Annotated in this window: 18 protein-coding genes; 9 read left to right on the top strand and 9 right to left on the bottom strand. The window is 67.8% G+C overall.

The window, feature by feature from the left end; all coding sequences use genetic code 11:
• Window positions 1-45: 45 nt before the first annotated feature.
• Window positions 46-1,338 carry a ParB/RepB/Spo0J family partition protein gene (locus ACZ5Y0_RS28130; RefSeq protein WP_469131487.1) on the bottom strand — a complete coding sequence of 431 codons (1,293 nt, stop codon included), beginning with the start codon at window positions 1,336-1,338 and terminating at the stop codon, window positions 46-48.
• Entirely contained in the window at window positions 1,335-2,492 is a 1,158-nt protein-coding gene (locus ACZ5Y0_RS28125; protein WP_469131486.1) for a ParA family protein, read from the bottom strand. Before ACZ5Y0_RS28125 ends, ACZ5Y0_RS28130 begins: the two co-directional genes overlap by 4 nt.
• Window positions 2,493-2,708: 216 nt before the next feature.
• Here ACZ5Y0_RS28125 and ACZ5Y0_RS28120 point away from each other — a divergent pair, with 216 nt between their 5' ends.
• The 6 genes from ACZ5Y0_RS28120 to ACZ5Y0_RS28095 all read left to right on the top strand — a co-directional run bounded on the left by ACZ5Y0_RS28120 (window position 2,709) and on the right by ACZ5Y0_RS28095 (window position 8,493).
• A complete protein-coding gene (locus tag ACZ5Y0_RS28120; RefSeq protein WP_469131485.1) occupies window positions 2,709-3,512 on the top strand; it encodes a TnsA-like heteromeric transposase endonuclease subunit in 804 nt (267 codons plus the stop codon).
• Entirely contained in the window at window positions 3,478-5,544 is a 2,067-nt protein-coding gene (locus ACZ5Y0_RS28115; RefSeq protein ID WP_469131484.1) for a transposase, read from the top strand. The genes ACZ5Y0_RS28120 and ACZ5Y0_RS28115 overlap by 35 nt, the downstream gene beginning before the upstream one ends.
• Window positions 5,535-6,581, top strand: a complete 1,047-nt coding sequence (locus ACZ5Y0_RS28110) for an ATP-binding protein (RefSeq protein WP_469131483.1) — start codon at window positions 5,535-5,537, stop codon at window positions 6,579-6,581. Before ACZ5Y0_RS28115 ends, ACZ5Y0_RS28110 begins: the two co-directional genes overlap by 10 nt.
• Entirely contained in the window at window positions 6,578-7,498 is a 921-nt protein-coding gene (locus ACZ5Y0_RS28105) for a hypothetical protein (RefSeq protein ID WP_469131482.1), read from the top strand. Before ACZ5Y0_RS28110 ends, ACZ5Y0_RS28105 begins: the two co-directional genes overlap by 4 nt.
• A 69-nt stretch (window positions 7,499-7,567) precedes the next feature.
• Window positions 7,568-8,023 carry a DUF6228 family protein gene (locus ACZ5Y0_RS28100; RefSeq protein WP_469131481.1) on the top strand — a complete coding sequence of 152 codons (456 nt, stop codon included), beginning with the start codon at window positions 7,568-7,570 and terminating at the stop codon, window positions 8,021-8,023.
• 8 nt (window positions 8,024-8,031) lie between these two features.
• Entirely contained in the window at window positions 8,032-8,493 is a 462-nt protein-coding gene (locus tag ACZ5Y0_RS28095; RefSeq protein ID WP_469131480.1) for a hypothetical protein, read from the top strand.
• Between the two features lie 51 nt (window positions 8,494-8,544).
• Here the strand turns inward: ACZ5Y0_RS28095 and ACZ5Y0_RS28090 are convergent, their stop codons facing one another.
• From ACZ5Y0_RS28090 to ACZ5Y0_RS28075, 4 genes are all read right to left on the bottom strand, one after another.
• On the bottom strand, window positions 8,545-8,889 hold the full coding sequence (locus ACZ5Y0_RS28090) for a hypothetical protein (protein WP_402576122.1): 345 nt from the start codon (window positions 8,887-8,889) through the stop codon (window positions 8,545-8,547).
• 34 nt (window positions 8,890-8,923) lie between these two features.
• Window positions 8,924-9,517 (bottom strand): hypothetical protein, encoded by a 594-nt coding sequence (locus tag ACZ5Y0_RS28085; RefSeq protein WP_469131479.1) that lies wholly within the window; start codon window positions 9,515-9,517, stop codon window positions 8,924-8,926.
• Complete coding sequence (locus tag ACZ5Y0_RS28080) at window positions 9,514-9,900, bottom strand: hypothetical protein (protein ID WP_469131478.1); 387 nt, start codon at window positions 9,898-9,900, stop codon at window positions 9,514-9,516. The genes ACZ5Y0_RS28085 and ACZ5Y0_RS28080 overlap by 4 nt, the downstream gene beginning before the upstream one ends.
• A gap of 161 nt (window positions 9,901-10,061) precedes the next feature.
• Window positions 10,062-10,535 (bottom strand): DUF4240 domain-containing protein, encoded by a 474-nt coding sequence (locus tag ACZ5Y0_RS28075; protein ID WP_469131477.1) that lies wholly within the window; start codon window positions 10,533-10,535, stop codon window positions 10,062-10,064.
• A 57-nt stretch (window positions 10,536-10,592) separates the two neighbouring features.
• Here ACZ5Y0_RS28075 and ACZ5Y0_RS28070 point away from each other — a divergent pair, with 57 nt between their 5' ends.
• The gene (locus ACZ5Y0_RS28070; RefSeq protein ID WP_469131476.1) at window positions 10,593-10,862 is read left to right on the top strand and encodes a hypothetical protein; all 270 of its coding nucleotides are present in this window, start codon (window positions 10,593-10,595) and stop codon (window positions 10,860-10,862) included.
• A complete protein-coding gene (locus tag ACZ5Y0_RS28065; protein WP_469131475.1) occupies window positions 10,859-11,230 on the top strand; it encodes a hypothetical protein in 372 nt (123 codons plus the stop codon). The genes ACZ5Y0_RS28070 and ACZ5Y0_RS28065 overlap by 4 nt, the downstream gene beginning before the upstream one ends.
• An 849-nt stretch (window positions 11,231-12,079) precedes the next feature.
• Here the strand turns inward: ACZ5Y0_RS28065 and ACZ5Y0_RS28060 are convergent.
• Together ACZ5Y0_RS28060 and ACZ5Y0_RS28055 are read right to left on the bottom strand one after the other, a co-directional pair.
• Window positions 12,080-12,448: a hypothetical protein gene (locus ACZ5Y0_RS28060; RefSeq protein ID WP_469131474.1), complete on the bottom strand. Its 369-nt coding sequence runs from the start codon at window positions 12,446-12,448 to the stop codon at window positions 12,080-12,082.
• Window positions 12,449-12,753: 305 nt separating this feature from the next.
• Window positions 12,754-13,236 carry a hypothetical protein gene (locus ACZ5Y0_RS28055; protein WP_469131473.1) on the bottom strand — a complete coding sequence of 161 codons (483 nt, stop codon included), beginning with the start codon at window positions 13,234-13,236 and terminating at the stop codon, window positions 12,754-12,756.
• Window positions 13,237-13,507: 271 nt separating this feature from the next.
• Here ACZ5Y0_RS28055 and ACZ5Y0_RS28050 point away from each other — a divergent pair, with 271 nt between their 5' ends.
• Entirely contained in the window at window positions 13,508-14,080 is a 573-nt protein-coding gene (locus tag ACZ5Y0_RS28050; protein WP_469131472.1) for a hypothetical protein, read from the top strand.
• Here the strand turns inward: ACZ5Y0_RS28050 and ACZ5Y0_RS28045 are convergent.
• On the bottom strand, window positions 14,070-15,350 hold the full coding sequence (locus ACZ5Y0_RS28045) for an MFS transporter (protein ID WP_469131471.1): 1,281 nt from the start codon (window positions 15,348-15,350) through the stop codon (window positions 14,070-14,072). The genes ACZ5Y0_RS28050 and ACZ5Y0_RS28045 overlap by 11 nt on opposite strands.
• Between the last annotated feature and the right edge of the window lie 217 nt (window positions 15,351-15,567).

Genomic DNA, 15,567 nt, shown 5'->3' with positions numbered 1-15,567 from the left:
TCAACTCATTCTGAAACGATCAGTTATTTAGTGCCTGTCGGCGTCTTAGGCGTGTCGTTCCGGCTGGGTCAGTTCCTCAAGCAGGGTGCGGTAGGCGTCGGGCTGCTGCTCCCGCAGAATCCTCAGCCACAGACGGGCGCTCTCAGCGAAGACCGGCGGCTCCATCTTCAGATGCAGGTGATTGACGACGTAGAAGGCGTCGTCGTACGGGAGTCGACGTGGCTGTCCGCTGCTGTCCACTCCGTCCGGCACAGTTTCGGAGTCGGGTGGGGTGGTGATGCCGGCGGGCGGTGCGGGTTGGGCGATTTTCTGCGTCGGCTTGCGCTGGGCCGGGGGCTTGGCCGCATCCGGTACAGGCCCGTCGGGTTTGTTGTCCGTGGACAACAGACTTCCTTCGCTGGGTGAGGGCGCTGGCTGTCCGGAGCCGTTGTTGTCCGCGGACAACAAGCTGCGGTCTGTGCCGTCCGCTGCTGCATCGGCTGGTGCCAGGTTCCCTGTATGTGGCTTCTGGCCTTCAGCTTTGTTGTCCGCGGACAACAAAGGAGTGCCTCCACCAGAACGCAGCGCCTGCAAGTGTCGGCGTTCCTCTGCTTTGGCCAGGGCTGCGGCTTCCTTCTCCGCCTTCAGATGGTCCAGCAGCGCGGCTGCCCCTAGTTCGGGGTTGTCCTTGGAGTACCGGGCCAGCGTTCGCCCGTCACGTTCAGGCAGGGTGCCAGCGCTGAGCATGGCCTGCAGCTCTGCCGGCAGCTCCAGCAGGATTAGCTGGTTGGTCACCCATGAGCGGTCCTTGCCGAGCTGCTCGGCTGCTCGCGTCCTGGCACCGCGTTCCGTTGCCTCCGCGCACACGGCTACGAGCTGCTCCACACCGCGAGCCCGCTCGATCACGTCAAAGTCCTCCCGCTCAAGGTTTTCCTTGAGCAAGTGGTTAATGAACGCTTCACGGCTGGAGGCCAGATCGTCGCGGACAACGAAGTCCAACGCCTCCAAGCCGACGTGGACAGCGCTGTGGAAGCGTCGCTCACCGTTGACCAGGACGTGAGCCGCGCTGCCGATCCGCTCGTCGTGGTCGGGCCACAGTGCGAGATAGGCGGCCCGGGTCACGGCGACACACGCGGCCAGCTGTGCGTGGCGCAGTTCCTCGCCGAAGCGCGTCTTTTCCTCGTCCGTACCGAAGTTGCGGCGCGGGTTGAGGGGAGTGGGGGAGACCTCGTCCAGCCGCAGCCGAACCAGTTCGTATACGGGGACATCTCCCTGGGTCACTGCCTTCGCACGGCCGCGGGCACTGCGGCTGCGCCGTTCGAAAGAAGAGCCGGTCCCCAGCCGGTCGGCGACGCTCATCCGCTGATCCTCCGTGCGATGGTCCGCATTGCTTCCGCCTGCTCGCCGTAGGGGGCGTACGCCAACAGCGGTGCCTTCACCCGGACCGCCTCCCGCTGGTCCTTCAGTTCCGGGACGATGGCCAGCACCGGTGGCTCCCCGATCTTCTGCCAAGCCTCCAGGGACGATGTCGCTACGTACCCCTTGCGGCTGTCGTACATGTTCACCACGAAGCCGAGCTGCGCGATGCCGATGTCCATGTCCTCGATGAGGTCCTGGATCTGCTCTTCGAGCATGTCGTACGCGTCAGCTGACGAGTCCTCGGACAAGACCGGGATGACGATGCCCGAGGTGTTCTCTTTTTCACCTTCCCGCGTACGGCAGTAGTAGATAGCCGTGTCCATGCTGTAGCCGAGGCTCGGAGGACAGTCCACGACGATGAAGTCGAAGTCGTGCTCCAGAGGCTCCAGGGCCTTCTCGAGCGCTGTTTCCTTGATCCGCACAAAACGGCTCGTGGCCAGCTTGGCGTCCAGGAGGAAGGCGTCCTTGCAGGCAGGCAGAAGCCAGAGATGGTCCTCGAAGTCGCCGCCCTTTATGGGCACCAGCAGATCCCTGAGGGCGCCATCCTTGACCTCACCGAGCATGTGCTTGGCGAGGCTGGGGCTTTCGATCTCGATCAACGGGTGGCCAAGCTGCTTGGTCATGTGCCCCTGCGGATCGAAGTCGATCAGCAGGGTGCGACGACCGGACTCCGCCAGGGCCTGCGCGACACCAGCAGAGACCGATGTCTTGCCCACGCCCCCCTTCTGGTTGCCGAAGATGATGCGCCGCGCCCCAGTGACCCGCTGCGCTTTGGGCCGCGGTGAAGGATGCTCATCCAGCCAGAGCCGCACCGACTGGGCGATGCCCTGGTTGTAGGAGATACCGCGGGACTTGCAGTGCTTCTTCAACCTGTCGTAGAGCCCGGCCGGCAGATAGGTCGCGAACGACGAGCCGCCGGTCGTGTCAACCGGTGGGCGGCTCGTGGTCTTTCTCCATGCCTCGACGCCCTGGGTCACGGCGTCCTGAATGTCGGTATCCAGCTCGGCGGCACGGACCTTGAGCTCTTTCCGTAGCTCAGAAGGCAGCTTGGCTACTACCTTTTCCCGATCGGTCGGGTCGTATGGAGCGGTCATGGCGCTACCTTACTTACCTGTGGGGGCTGGAACCACCACCAGCACACCAACGCGCCGGTTGTTGTCCGCGGACAACTGACCTGTCTCGCTGAAGGGGAGCCAATCTCGGTCTATCCGAGCCATCGGAGTGCGTGTCTCAGTCAACCTTGGCCATCTGCTGTTCTGTCTCGCTCTTCCTGAGCCGCTGCCGAGCCTGGCTGTCTACGGTCGTCGTACATGGTCAGCACCGGGTGGGGGTGGCTGGTGGAGGCTGAGGACTTCTGGCTGGAGTACGTCGACGCCGGCGGCGACCCGCATGAGGGGCCGCTTGAGGTGATGTGGCCGACGCGTTTCGAGGCGGCCGGGCAGGTGCGGACGTTCCCGTCGTACCGGGGACAGCGCAATTTCGCCGGTTGGTACTGGGCTGCCACGGGTGCCGAGTTGGTGGGTTACGAGTCGTGGGTGGAGCTCGGTCAGCTGATGCGGCTGGACTGTGATCCGGATGTGGTCGCGATGGCGTCGCAGCCGTTCCGGCTCTCGTGGCGGTCCGGTGGCCGAGCTCGGCGGATCAGCCATACGCCGGACTACTTCGTGCGCCGTCGAGACGGCACCGGTGTGGTGCTGGACGTGCGTCCCGACGATCGGATCGAGCCCGAGGACGCGGGGAAGTTCCAGGTCACGGCAGCGGCCTGCGCACGGGTCGGCTGGGGTTTTGAGCGGGTGGGTGTGCTCGATCCGGTGCTGGCGGCGAATCTGCGCTGGTTGTCGGGCTACCGGCATCCGCGGGTGCGACGAGAGCCCGTGGCGGCGGAGTTACGGGCGGCATTCACCCGGCCTCGGGGTCTGTGGGCGGGGGTCCGGGCGGTGGGCGATCCGATCGCCGTACTCCCGGTGCTCTTCCATCTGATCTGGCGCCGGGAACTGGCGGTGGATCTGGAGGGCGGTCTGCTGTCGGCGGCAACGCAGGTTCGCCCGGTGCCCGTGGTCGCGAAGGAGGTGGGTGGGGATGCCGGCGCGTCCGCGGCTGTTGTCGCTGGGTGACAGGGTCCGTTACGACGGGCGGGAGCACACGGTTGCCGCCTTGCACGGCACTTCGGTGCGGCTGGTCGACGACGCCCAGGCCGCCAGCGTCGTGCTGCTGGGACACCTGCTGGCGTCGGAGGGTTTCACCGTGCTCAGCACCTCACTGAGCCGCCCGCCGCTGCCGGAGACCGGGGCGCTGGAGGGGCTGCCGGAGGAAGCGGCACAGCGGGCTGAGTGGTGGCGGCGGCATCTGACCGAACTGCTCACCGGCCGTCCGGACGGCAATACCAACGCCCCGATGCGGGCCGAGTACGACCCGACCGTGCACTCACTGCGCCAGCGGGAGCTGACCAAGCTGGCCGAACTGCGGGACTGCGGTGAGGAGCTGGGGCTGAGCACGCTGCGCCGGATGCGGTCCCGCTTCGAAAACGAAGGGGTGGCGGGCCTGGTGGACGGCAGGCTGCGCAAGCCCGCCACCGGCACGAGCCGGGCCGATCCCCGGGTGGTCGAAGCGATCGCGAAGGTCGCGGGCAGCCGGACGGACGAGCCGACCGTCTCCGCGCAGGTGCTGCGGCGCCGCGTCGAACGCTTCCTGGCCGCCGAGCACGGTGCCGGGGCGGTCCGGATGCCGTCCCGGGCGGCGTTCTACCGTCTGCTGGCAGCGGTCTCGACCGGGCAGCATCTGTTCGGTTCAGCTCGCACCCGCCGCTCGCTGGGCAAGCAGCCGAAGCGGATGTTCGGGCAGCTGACGGCGGCCCGGCCCGGCGAGGTGATGGAGATCGACTCCACGCCGCTGGACGTCATGGTCATCCACGATGACGGGACGGTGGACCGCTGCGAACTGACCGGGCTGATCGATCTGGCCACCCGGACGCTGGCCGCAGTGGTGCTGCGGCCGTCGACGAAGGCGGTCGATGCCGCGCTGCTGCTGGCACGCGCCATGACACCGGAACCGGTGCGGCCCGGCTGGTCCGACGCTCTGCGCATGTCGCGTTCCGTGCTGCCTTATGCCTCCTTGTTGTCGCTGGACGAGCGGCTGGACAAGGCCGCCGCGGTCCCGGTGATCGTTCCGGAGACGGTGGTCAGCGACCACGGCAAGGCGTTCATCTCGGACAACTTCCGCAACGCCTGCCGCCACTTGGGGATCTCGTTCCAGCCCGCGCACCCGGACACCCCGACCGACAGGCCGCACATCGAGCGGACGCTGGGCTCGGTGTCGACGATGTTCGCCCAGTACGTGGCCGGCTACACCGGACGCAGTGCCGAGATGCGGGGAAAGGACCCGGCCGCGCAGGCGGCCTGGTCCATCCACGAGCTCCAGGAACTTCTCCAGGAGTGGATCGTCGTCTGGCAGTCCAGGCCGCACGACGGGCTGCGCGATCCCTTGATGCCGGACCGGCCGCTGAGCCCGAACGAGAAGTACGCCGCGCTGGTGTCAGCAGCCGGATACGTCCCCGTTGCGCTCAGCCCGGAGGAGTACGTCCAGCTGATGCCCCGTGAGTGGCGGGTCATCGGCCGCAGCGGGGTGCGGATCAACAACCGCACTTACGACGCTCCCGGACTAGCTCCTTTCCGGCGTCAGCCCTCGGGCGCGGGTCCGGACGGCAAGCTCTGGGAGGTCCACTACGACCCCTACGACATCTCCTGTGTCTGGGTACGCAACCATCACGGCACGGGCTGGATCACCGCGACCTGGCGCCACCTGCGCACGTCTCCTATCCCGATGGGCGAGCTGGTCTTCGACCGGGCCCACCAGATCCTGACCGAACGCGGGCAGCGCAAGCCGGACGAGGATGCCGTCGCACAGGTTGCGGCAGAGCTGCTGGACCGGGCCTCGGACGGCCCCGATCACGAGCCTGGCCGCCGGGCGGTGCCGGGGGGCCAGCCGGCCCGGCGACGCAACCGCAAGGTCGCCGCCCGCACCCGGGCCACCAGCGAGCCCGCCTGGCCGCGGCCGGCGCCCGCGCCGGAGCCGGACCCGGCGGATGACGACGACGTCGTCCCGCTGGAGATCTTCGATGCGCGCAAGGAGGCAGAGAAGTGGTGGTGAACGCTGCGGAGCCGGGCGGGGATGAGACCGGTCTGCCTGATGACCGGACCGACCCCTCCACCCGGCTGGAGGGCTGGCGGCGGTTCATAGAGGCCGATCCGGCCCTCTTCGATCTGCTGCCCGATCAGCAGTGGCAGGATCTGTCTCCGCAGCTGCGGGAGACCTACGACGAGGCCCGCATCGCCTACCACTCAGAACTCCAGGTCGTGCGCACGTCCACAGTCAAGGAGATCGCCCATCAGGGACGGCTGCTGACCCTGCTCAACCAGCGTGAGCACGGCGCCCGCCGCGGCATGATCGTCTCCGGTCAGTGGACGACCGGGAAGACCACCGGGCTCAAGCAACTCGGCCGCACCCACGAACTCCGTATCCGCCAGCGCTACCCGGGCAGCGACCGCATCCCGGTCGTCTACATCACCGCCCCGCCCAAAGGCTCCCCGCGCAAACTCGCCATGGAGTTCGCCCGGTTCCTCGGCCTGCCCGTGATCGGCCCGCGGCACAACACCATCGACGTCACCAGCACCGTCTGCCAGGTGATGATCGAGGCCCGCACCGACTTGGTACTGGTCGACGAGATCCACCTGCTCAACCACGCCACCACCGCCGGCGAGGATCTCTCCGACCATCTGAAGTACTTCACCGAACACCTGCCCGCGACGTTTGTCTATGCCGGGATCAACGTCGAGAAGTCCGGCCTGTTCACCGGGGTTCGCGGCAAGCAACTCGGGGGCCGGTGCATCCTGGTGCGCACCGGCGCCTTCCCTCCCAGCGCGGAGTGGCAGGCACTGGTCGCCTCCCTGGAAACGACCCTCCGCCTGCACCGGCACGAGAACGGCGCCCTGGTCAAGCTCGCGAAGTACCTGCACCAGCGCACCGGCGGCATGATCGGAAGCCTGTCCCACCTGATCCGGGCCGCAGCCGTCTCCGCCATCCTCGACGGCAGCGAACGCATCACCAAAGCCGCCCTGCGTGACATCCGGATCGACCACAACAGCGAATCCGACTGCCCGCCCGAACCGCGCAGGGCGGCCGGATGAGCGCACGGTTCGAACCCATCGTCTTCCGACCGCTGCCGCGTCCCCTGAAGCCCTTCCCGCAGGAGACCGAGGCATCGTTCCTCGACCGGCTCGCGGCGGCGAACGCAATGCCCGTCCGGCGCCTTCAGCAGCCCTCCCTCTGGCTGACCTCCTGCCTGGACCCGACCGACCAGCTCAGCGTCCTCAGCGGGCAGCCCCGCACCAGCATCCGGCACGCGATCCCCCGCTGGGATAAACAGGCGTGGAACCTCCCGCAGGGCCCTTTCGCTGCGACCATCCGGTGGGCCTGCCGCCGCTGCGCCGCCCGCAGGACCGGCAACCCGGACCAGGACGTCATGGTCTGGATGTCGAAACACCACGACCAGGTCTGCGTCCCCCACCGCCTCTGGATCGGCCGGGCCGTCGAGTCCCCCGCCACCCAGTTCGACCTCGCCGACCTCCCCGAGATCGTCGCCGCCCAACAGCGCCACTACCGGCTCCTTCGCCGCCACGGCCCCCACGTGCTCAACCCGTGCTACGCGCAAATCTCTCTGTTCTGGCACGTCCTCATGCAGCACGGCTACAGGATCAGCGAGCGCTCCCAACGGCTCGTCCGACTCCAACCCCGCCCCGCCCGCAGCGTCCGGCCCTGGGACCCCAAACGCTATGCCGCGGTCTATCCGGAGATCGTCACGACCATGGCCCTCTACGCCTCTCCTCACTGGCGCCGCCTGGCCATGTCCAGCAACGAGGAAGACTTCCGGGCCTTCCACACGGAGCTCACACGCCGGCTCCCCAACGAGAACCCTCTGCGCACAACGGCCAAGCCCTGGTTTATGCACCAGCTCCGCGTCATCGCACACACCATCCAAAACGCCGCAGAACACCCCACCGGAGGCAACACGGCCCACGGCTCTTCGCCTTGTGGCTCAAGTTGAGGAAGGCATAGCCCCGAAAGGGGAGAATCCCGATGACGTCGAACGCGACGCTGGCTTAGCGTTCCGCCCATGACCTCCCTGGGCGCCGACCCCGACGACAAGGCCAGCGTGACCATCCGCTGCCAGGACAACACCTTCGTCGCCGTGACCTTCTGTGATCGGTTCAGCTTCGACGCGGACTCCGTGCACTATGCCGTCGAGCTGCGGGCCCCCGGCTTGACGGCTCGCGTCAACGAGGTCGTCGCCTGGATCTGGGACAGCGATCTCGCCGCGTTCCTGGAAGAACTGGCCGCGGACTACCGGGGATGGGACGGCGAACGGAGCTGGCAGACCAACGACCGAGACCTAACGGTGTCGGCCGTCTTCCGTTCCGGTGGCCACGTCGGACTGACCTGGACCTTGCGACCCTGGCCGAGGGCCGCTGGCGGCTGGAGCGCCTCGGCAACCACGTGGCTTGAGGCCGGCGAGCAGATGACTGCCCTGGCCGCCGACGTCCAGTGCTTCCTCGCCGAGGAGCACCAGTGACATCGGGCATGCGCATCACTTGGGTGCTGGCTACACACGGATGGGTCGACTGCACCCTTGAGGATCACTACGCGAAGGCCGAGCTCACCGCTTCGTACATCACAAGTGCGCCCGAGGAGTTCCTGACCGCGGTGGCCCGGCTCGTCGCGGGGGAGACGGAGACCCGTGTCCAGTTCGAGGCCGAACCGACCGCCTACCGGTGGATCTTCTATCGCGAAGGCGACGACGTCTGGATCCGCGTGCTGGAACTGCGCGACGGCAGCGATCACGACAACAGGGGAACCGAGATCTGGTCGAGTCAGCTGGGCATCAAGCAACTCGCCCGCGCTGTGATCCGCTGCTTCGACGAGGTCGCACAGGCCCATGGAGAGAGCGGCTACCGGGGCAAGTGGGGCGAGCACTTCCCCCGAACCGAACTCGAAGCCCTCAGACGCCTCTGGCGCACTCACCAGCACCCCCAAAAGACGTAGCCGGGACAACAGACTGCTCAGGTCGAGTGAGACAAGTCAGCAGGACAACTGTCACCGCTCAGCTCGGCGGACTCCCGTACAGGCGAGGACTGCGTCGGCGTCGTCGGAGAGGAAGAGTATGAAGGCCCACGTCCGGTCCGGTGAGAAGATGCAGCCGATCCTGACCTGAGCGGCTTCGAGCCGGGTGAGGATGTCGACGGTGGACGGCAGGGCGAGAGTCTCAGCACCTCGCTTCCTTGCCCGTCGGAGACGAGCCGCGTAGATGCTGGCAAGCTGCTGACTGGGAACGCGGCCGTCCCATACGACGAAGTCGCCTCCGGCGAAAAGCGCCTCCCTGGCGGCTTCGCAGGCCGTGGTCTGGTCGCCCAGCATCCCGGCGAGTTCCGCCCGGTCCATCTGTCCTCTTTCCGCCTACTGTCCCGCAGTCCGCTCAGTCGTCGAAGTGGAGGCCCGGCCGGGTCCAGAGTGTGAGGTCGCTGCTGGTGGCGACCGCCAGGGTCAGGCCGGAGGGAGAGAACCCGGCCGCGCGGAGTTCTGAGTACTCGGAGTGGAAGACGTGCCACCACGTCCCTCCCGCCGGTCCTTTGTGGGACCCGCCGTTGGCGGAGAGGATGACGCGATCGTGGGGCCACTCGGGGCTGACGACGTCCAGGGTCCAACCGTCCGGCGTGGTGCTGTGCAGGCCACCGCCGAAGAGTCCGGCTATGCGTACCGGGGCGCCCGCGATTGGGCCGAGCCCAGGGCAGGTGAGGTCCGGGTGGGCGTCGGGGGTGCTCGTTTCCGGAGCAGGGTCCCGGTCGCGAGCGATCTTCTCGCCGGTGACCGCGTCGAAGAGTCCATGGCCGTCGCTGGACACGACCATGATGAGGTCGTGTCCACTGTCGGGATGGACGGCGAATCCAATACCGAGTAGGCCCCCGATGGGAGTCCTGCGGTCCATCACCGGCTGCCATGGCTCGGGAGCCGGCATGACGGTAGCGGTGAGATAGCGCTCGCGCAGCTTCTGCTGGTACTCCGTGATCAAGTCGTCTCCTCGGTGCGATCCGCATCGAGGGTCTCTCGCACAGCGGCCCACGTCGACTCGAATTCTCGGCGGGTGATCTCGGCAGCGCCGTGCGCTTCCTGCCATCCGCGCAGTGCGCCTTCCGCGAGGACGCCGTACTGCCGCTCGTAGGCCGCCATGGCAGCGAGGTCGCCACGGTCACGGATCTCGATGACCTCCGCCAGCGAGGCTGCGGTCACGGGCTGGCGCTGAGGTCCTTGCAGGTCGACCTGGCGCAGGGCCCATTCCTCGCCGTCGAGCTCGAAGTACGACCAAACATCGCTCTCGCCGTCGTAGGCGCGGATCCACAGCAGCACGCTCACATGATCTCTTGGTGAGGAGAAGGCGCGTTCGGCGAGGCCCACGGGCCGACCGCTTCCCGTTGATGCACCTGCGACGCCGTCCGACTCGTTTAAGCGAACGCTCACAAGGAAACATCACGCTCAGTCTCGGCAGCTTGCGTGCTGCCTCGTCCTCGCGTCGCACGTCCCACCGCTGACCGAGCGGCCCTGAACTGGCCTCTCCATCACCCTGTTCGGCCTCGACAGCCGCATAAAACGCGGCCGCAGTCATCTTCTACACCGGTCAGGACCCCGTACGCCTCCATCGCGACATAGTCGAGAGACTCCCACCCGGGCCACTCGTCGTTCCACATCTCCGTCGGACGGCCCACCAGGCGCTGCACCTCCGGGGCGTCGGCCAGGGAGTCCGGATCAGCCACTGCCCGTGAGAAGGCATCCCTGCCAAGCCCCACCATCCACAGGCCGAAGTAGCAGAAGCCGTCATCGGAACACCATCCGCCGAAGATCCGGTCCGCCGCTGCCCACAGGTCCCAGGTGAACGCTTCGTGCGTCACCTCGTCCAAGCGCACCTGGAACTGCAGGACCTCAGCCAGCGACCTTCGCGACAGTTCGCCACGTAGCCACGCAAGCCGTTCGTCCGGGCCCTGCGCCTGACGCCGGCACTCCTCGATGAGCCCCCAGAAGGAATCAATGTCCACAGCGGCACTGTGCCAGGCACCTCTGACAATGCATGGTCGACGGACTATGTTCGAGCGGTGGAGAATCCGGAGATCATCATCAAGCTCACCCCGGATGAGGCGCTGGTCCTGTCGGGCTGGCTGGAGCAGGTGCAGATGACAGACCTCAGTCGTCTCGTCGACGATGCGGCGGTCTGGGCACCCCTCCACCGCATTGCCGGAACGCTCGACAAGTCGCTGCCGGAGATCTTTGCGGCGGACTACTCCGAACGTCTGGAGGCGGCCCGCAGCAGGCTTCGTCCAGACCTGGACGACAGCGCCAGTGACGAGGAGGGTGCGGACGCATGAAGCCCCTCTCGGGGATGACTGAACGCGAGTACTTCGCCAGCGTCGGCCGACGTCCCGGCATGTTCGTCGGCAAGACCTCCTTCCACATGCTGACCGCGTTCCTGACCGGTTATGACCAGCATGCTCTCCGGCACGGTGGGCCCGGGCTCACCGGCTGGCACGACTGGCTCGTCGCCCGTCGTGGACGCGACTGCAACCACGCCTGGCCCGGCCAGGTCCTCCACATAGCCCTCCCGAACGGCTGGGACGACTTCTGGGATCTTCCGCCTGAGGACGAACAGCACGCGATCAAGGTCCTTTTCGAGCTCCTCGACGAGTTCGCTGCCGAGCGCGAAGCAGCGCAGGACTGCAGACCTCAGATTGAGTGAGACGCCGCGCCGCACCGCGTCTCACTCAACACGATTCATCGCTGGTCACAGCCCCGACGTGGTTCACCTTCACTGAGACGGGACAGCTGCACGCGGAGGCCGGGCCGCCGTTCGACGAGACACATCAGTCGGAACTGCATCGGCGAAAGTTCGCTAGGGCAGCCGACAAGGCACGCCGGAAGAACGGCGACCGGCCGGCCATTGCTACAGCATCAACGCACCGCGCGGACACCCGTGCGGGGAGGGCTACTCGCACGGCGGGGACGCCCCGGACAGCTCCCGGAGCCGCCCATCCCGGGCCGAGCCCGCGGGAGTCCCTGAGCTCACCGGACGGGATCCGCCCCATGCGACGGCACGTGCATACGGCCGGTGGCGTACCAATCATGAAGGGTCTGACAATGGCGGGGCGGGGGCCGTCGAGGCAGGAACTGATTGGGAGACGGCGTTCCACCGGCTTCATCGGGCGGCAGGGAGAGGTCGGCGCGTTCCGCGATGTCCTCAGGAGTTCGCCCAGCAGGGCCAGGCGCTGAAAGGCTTCGACAAACTGCACCTATCGCCAGCGCCAGCACGAGACCAACGCGGGAGTGGCCGCAGCCGCGGCAGTGCCGGACTCGCCGGTGGGCGCCGCCCCGCCCGCGTCCCCCTCCCCGACCCGCATGATCGCCTCGCAGCTAGGTCTGGTCGGGCTCGGCATGATCCCCGGAGTCGGCGCCTTCACCGGAGCCGTGGACCCTAAACGGGTCGCCGTCGGCGGACCGCGTCAAGGCCTCCCCAGTGCCCGGCTGCGCAGCCACGGCGACGTAGAACTGGTCCTGTCCCCACTCGCGGGGAAGGCGGTAAAGCGCGACTTCAGCGGGGTCTATCACACGATCCCGCCAAGACCTCGCGGGCCAGCTGTGCGTAGCGGGCCCGGGCGGCCCCTATCTGCTCGCGGTCGGTCGAGCGCAGGTCCTCACGCTCGCGGGCCAGCTGCGCCCGTGCCGCGCGGGCGTCATCGAAGGTGCCGTCGCCGAGCAGGGCATTGCTCAGCTCGATGCGCTGCGGGTGTCTGTTCACCCGTCGGGTCATGGCCTCGCCGGTGGGCAGGGCGGTCTCGAACTGGATCGGCGCGCCGTCCGGGCCTACGGTGCGCAGCAGGGTGTAGCGACGAGACGTGCGGTTAGTCGGTGATCGGTAGAACGGCAGGCGGCGCCATGCGGGTCTAGCGAGTGCGATCACAGGGCGGCACTGAGGGCGCCGAGCATGTCGGTCACGGCAGCGATAAGCAGCGACAGCAACATGGGTGCCTCACTCCGGGATGCGAATGGAGCGGGCAGCGCCGCGGGCGCTGGACACAGGTGACCTCCATCAAGCTGGTGCGGCCCGCCAGTTGAACGAGCCGCGCCGACTATCACGGAGCGCAGGGTTAGCCCCCCAACCTCTGCCCGTCACTGGTCCTCGTCCTTGGTGGTGAGCAGCACGCGCGGTACGTCATCGAGCGAGCCCCAGCCCGGCGTGGGTGCAAGCGCGCTGGAGGGATCGCCTTACCGGGCACCGGCACTCTTGTCTCCACCCCTTTGCTCGGCGGCCTTCCGCGTGGTGGCTATGCGAGCGAGGGCCTCCCGGAAGACGGGCAGCACGGCCTCTCGGTCCATGTGGTAAGCGATGTTCTTGTGCCAGCTGGGGTTGTCTGGGTCGTACACCGCGGTGATGGGGGCGCGGGTGCCCTCCGGCCACCAGCCCTCGCGCACGCCGCGCGGGATGGCGCGGGACAGGGCGACGGTCGGACCGTTGAGCTTGCCCAGCACCTGGCGCAGTCGGTCGGCATCGATGTAGCCGTCGCCGTCGACGACGACCAGCTCGGCGAACCGGCGGGCGCCGGCGGGAAGCGAGCGCAGGTAGCGCTCGGCCCGCTCGACGCTCCAGTCGGTGTCCGCGGTGACGGTCAATTCGTGGCGGTGCTCGGTGAGAATGTCGAGCAGTTTCCGCTCGAATCCCTCTGAGGCGCCCTCTATCGTGATCTTCATGAGGCCTTCCGGCAGATTCTTGCCCGGTTCTCCGGGTTCTACATGCCGAGTATGCCGCGCCGAAACTACCTCGTGTAGACCCAGGAGAACCGGGGCAGACATCCGCATTCGATCGAGTGAATAGATGGCACGGCCGTAACGCGGCCCAGCACCGGCGTGCCAGGCGGACGGCACCACTCGAGCTTGCGGTGCCCGTGCAGCCGGAAGGCTCCCGCGCGCTGACCTTCCGCCAGGCGAGCGCCGTCGTCGCCGCCTTCGAGGAGGCGCTGGGATGAGGTTCATCCACTGCACCCTGTCCAGGGGCCTCAAGGAACCGTTCGTCAGCAACACCGGCGTCTCCACGGAGGTGCACCAGAGCGTCGTCGGGCTGACCTGGAAGGACCTGTGGGGGTACAGCACCGCGCGCGGCGCCGACTCGGCCGAGCTGGCAGCCGCGTGCGCCCCGCTGCTGGCGGACGCCGGGGCGCCGTACGAACTGCGTCGCGTGCTGGGCCGGCTCCCTATGGCGCTGCACGACCTGCTCGGCAAGGCCGGCGCGCAGCCCCTGTACCGGCTGTGGGGCCCGGCCGGCCTGCCGCTCGCGCGCCGACGGCCCAGTCCATCGGCGCCCGCCCGGACGAGGAACACCTCGTACGAGCGGGCACTGGCCGGCTGGCCAGTGCTGAAGCTCAAACTCATTCCCCAGGACGACGGCAGCGGGGCCGGGCTGCTGCGCTCGGTCTACGGCGGGCGCATTCGGGCCGACGGCAGCAGATCCCGGAGCCCCGGGCAGGCGGTGCGGGTCGCCCGAACCCTGCACAAGACGCCATTTGGGGCCCCCGGCATTCGGGTGCTCACCGCGTGATCGGCGTGGCATCGCCGCCAGCGCGGAGCGCCGGATGGGTGCGCAACGTGGAGAAGGCCACCCCGAGTGCGAAAACCTGCAACACGGCACACACCGCCACCACGTGGCCGAGGGAGGCCGGGGGAGTCAGAGCCACCACGAGCCCGGCCAGGGGGAAGGGCAACAGCAGGAGCAGGATGGTCACGGAGAGCGTGGCCCCGAAGACGGCTGCAGGAATGAGGTGGGAGCGCACCGTGCGGAGCACGATGGCCAGGCCCCCGTCAGCGGCCATGAACAGCGCCATGAGCGCGACGTAGGCGGCGTAGGTGGGCGCTTCGGCGAGGGCGAGACAGGCAGCGGACGCGACGCAGGAACATATCGCTCCCACTCCCCACAGACTCAGCCGGTTGAGGGCGATCCTGCAGACGGCGATCGCGACAAGCGTGGAGGCCGCAGCAACGGACCAGAGGGTGCCAGCAGCCGCGGAGGACAACCCAAAGCGCTCGACAACGATGATCGGACTGGCGGACTGCAGCAGGGCCAGAGCCAGGTTCGAGACCGCCAATCCCGCCACCAGTCGACAGAGAGGGCGGATCGCCAGCAAGGTGCGCCATCCAACCGCCAGTCCCGTCTGCGACCGCGCGCCGTCGCGCCGTGAGGCGCGGAGAGGGGTGGGCGGGGTCTGCAGCGCAAGTACGGCCGCCAGAAGAGACAAAAGGCTCAAGGCCGCGAGCATGCGGCTCGGACCGGCCACGAGAAGGATCCCTCCCAGCGCCGGCCCGACGAGGGTGGCCGTCTGATCGATGCCTATCAACACGGCCTGAACCCTGTGCGCCTGCGTGTTCTCCCGTCGGCTCACGATCCCGCCCAGGGCTTCGTTCGCGATGAAGCTGAACTGGGTCAGAGCACCGGTCGCTGCGGCCAATACCATCACGGTGACGGTTTCCGCCGTGCCCGGGTCCACCAGGGCGAGTGCGACGCCGGCAGCTGCGACCAGCACTCCCCGCCCCAGAGAGGCGAAGAAGAACACGATGGCTGCGCCGCGTCGGTCCACGACATCACCGGCCACCCCGAAGGCCGCAACCCGTGGAATCCATTCCAGCGCGAAGGCCAGTCCTGTCAGCCGGGTCGACCCGGTCGTGGCGAGCACCAGAAGTGGCATGGCATAGGTAGACATGGAGAAGGCGAGCGCGTCGCAGGCGCGTGGCGCGTAGATCCTGCGGAAGAGAGTTCCAGGAGGAACAGCAGCATGCCGACCGGCCGGTCGGTCGCTGTCAAGAGAGGTGACCACTGGCTACGAGTGCTTTCTACGTGCGGAGGGGGGAGTGCGGTGACGCAAGCCGAACGGGTAGCCGGCGCGGACGACGCTGAAAAGGCCTGTCATCACCGCTGAAGAGAGGAGCGTCAGCTACTTCGGGCATCGAGGCGGACTGCGGACAGAGGTGATTCACCTCTGCGGGGCCGCAGCCCTCGCCCACCGCCGCGCATCACGTTCCGCCTTCCAGGCG

Source organism: Streptomyces sp. NPDC033216, assembly GCF_055577115.1.
The sequence above is the reverse complement of the archived record's forward strand: the minus strand, read 5'-3'. Positions and strand labels throughout refer to the sequence as shown.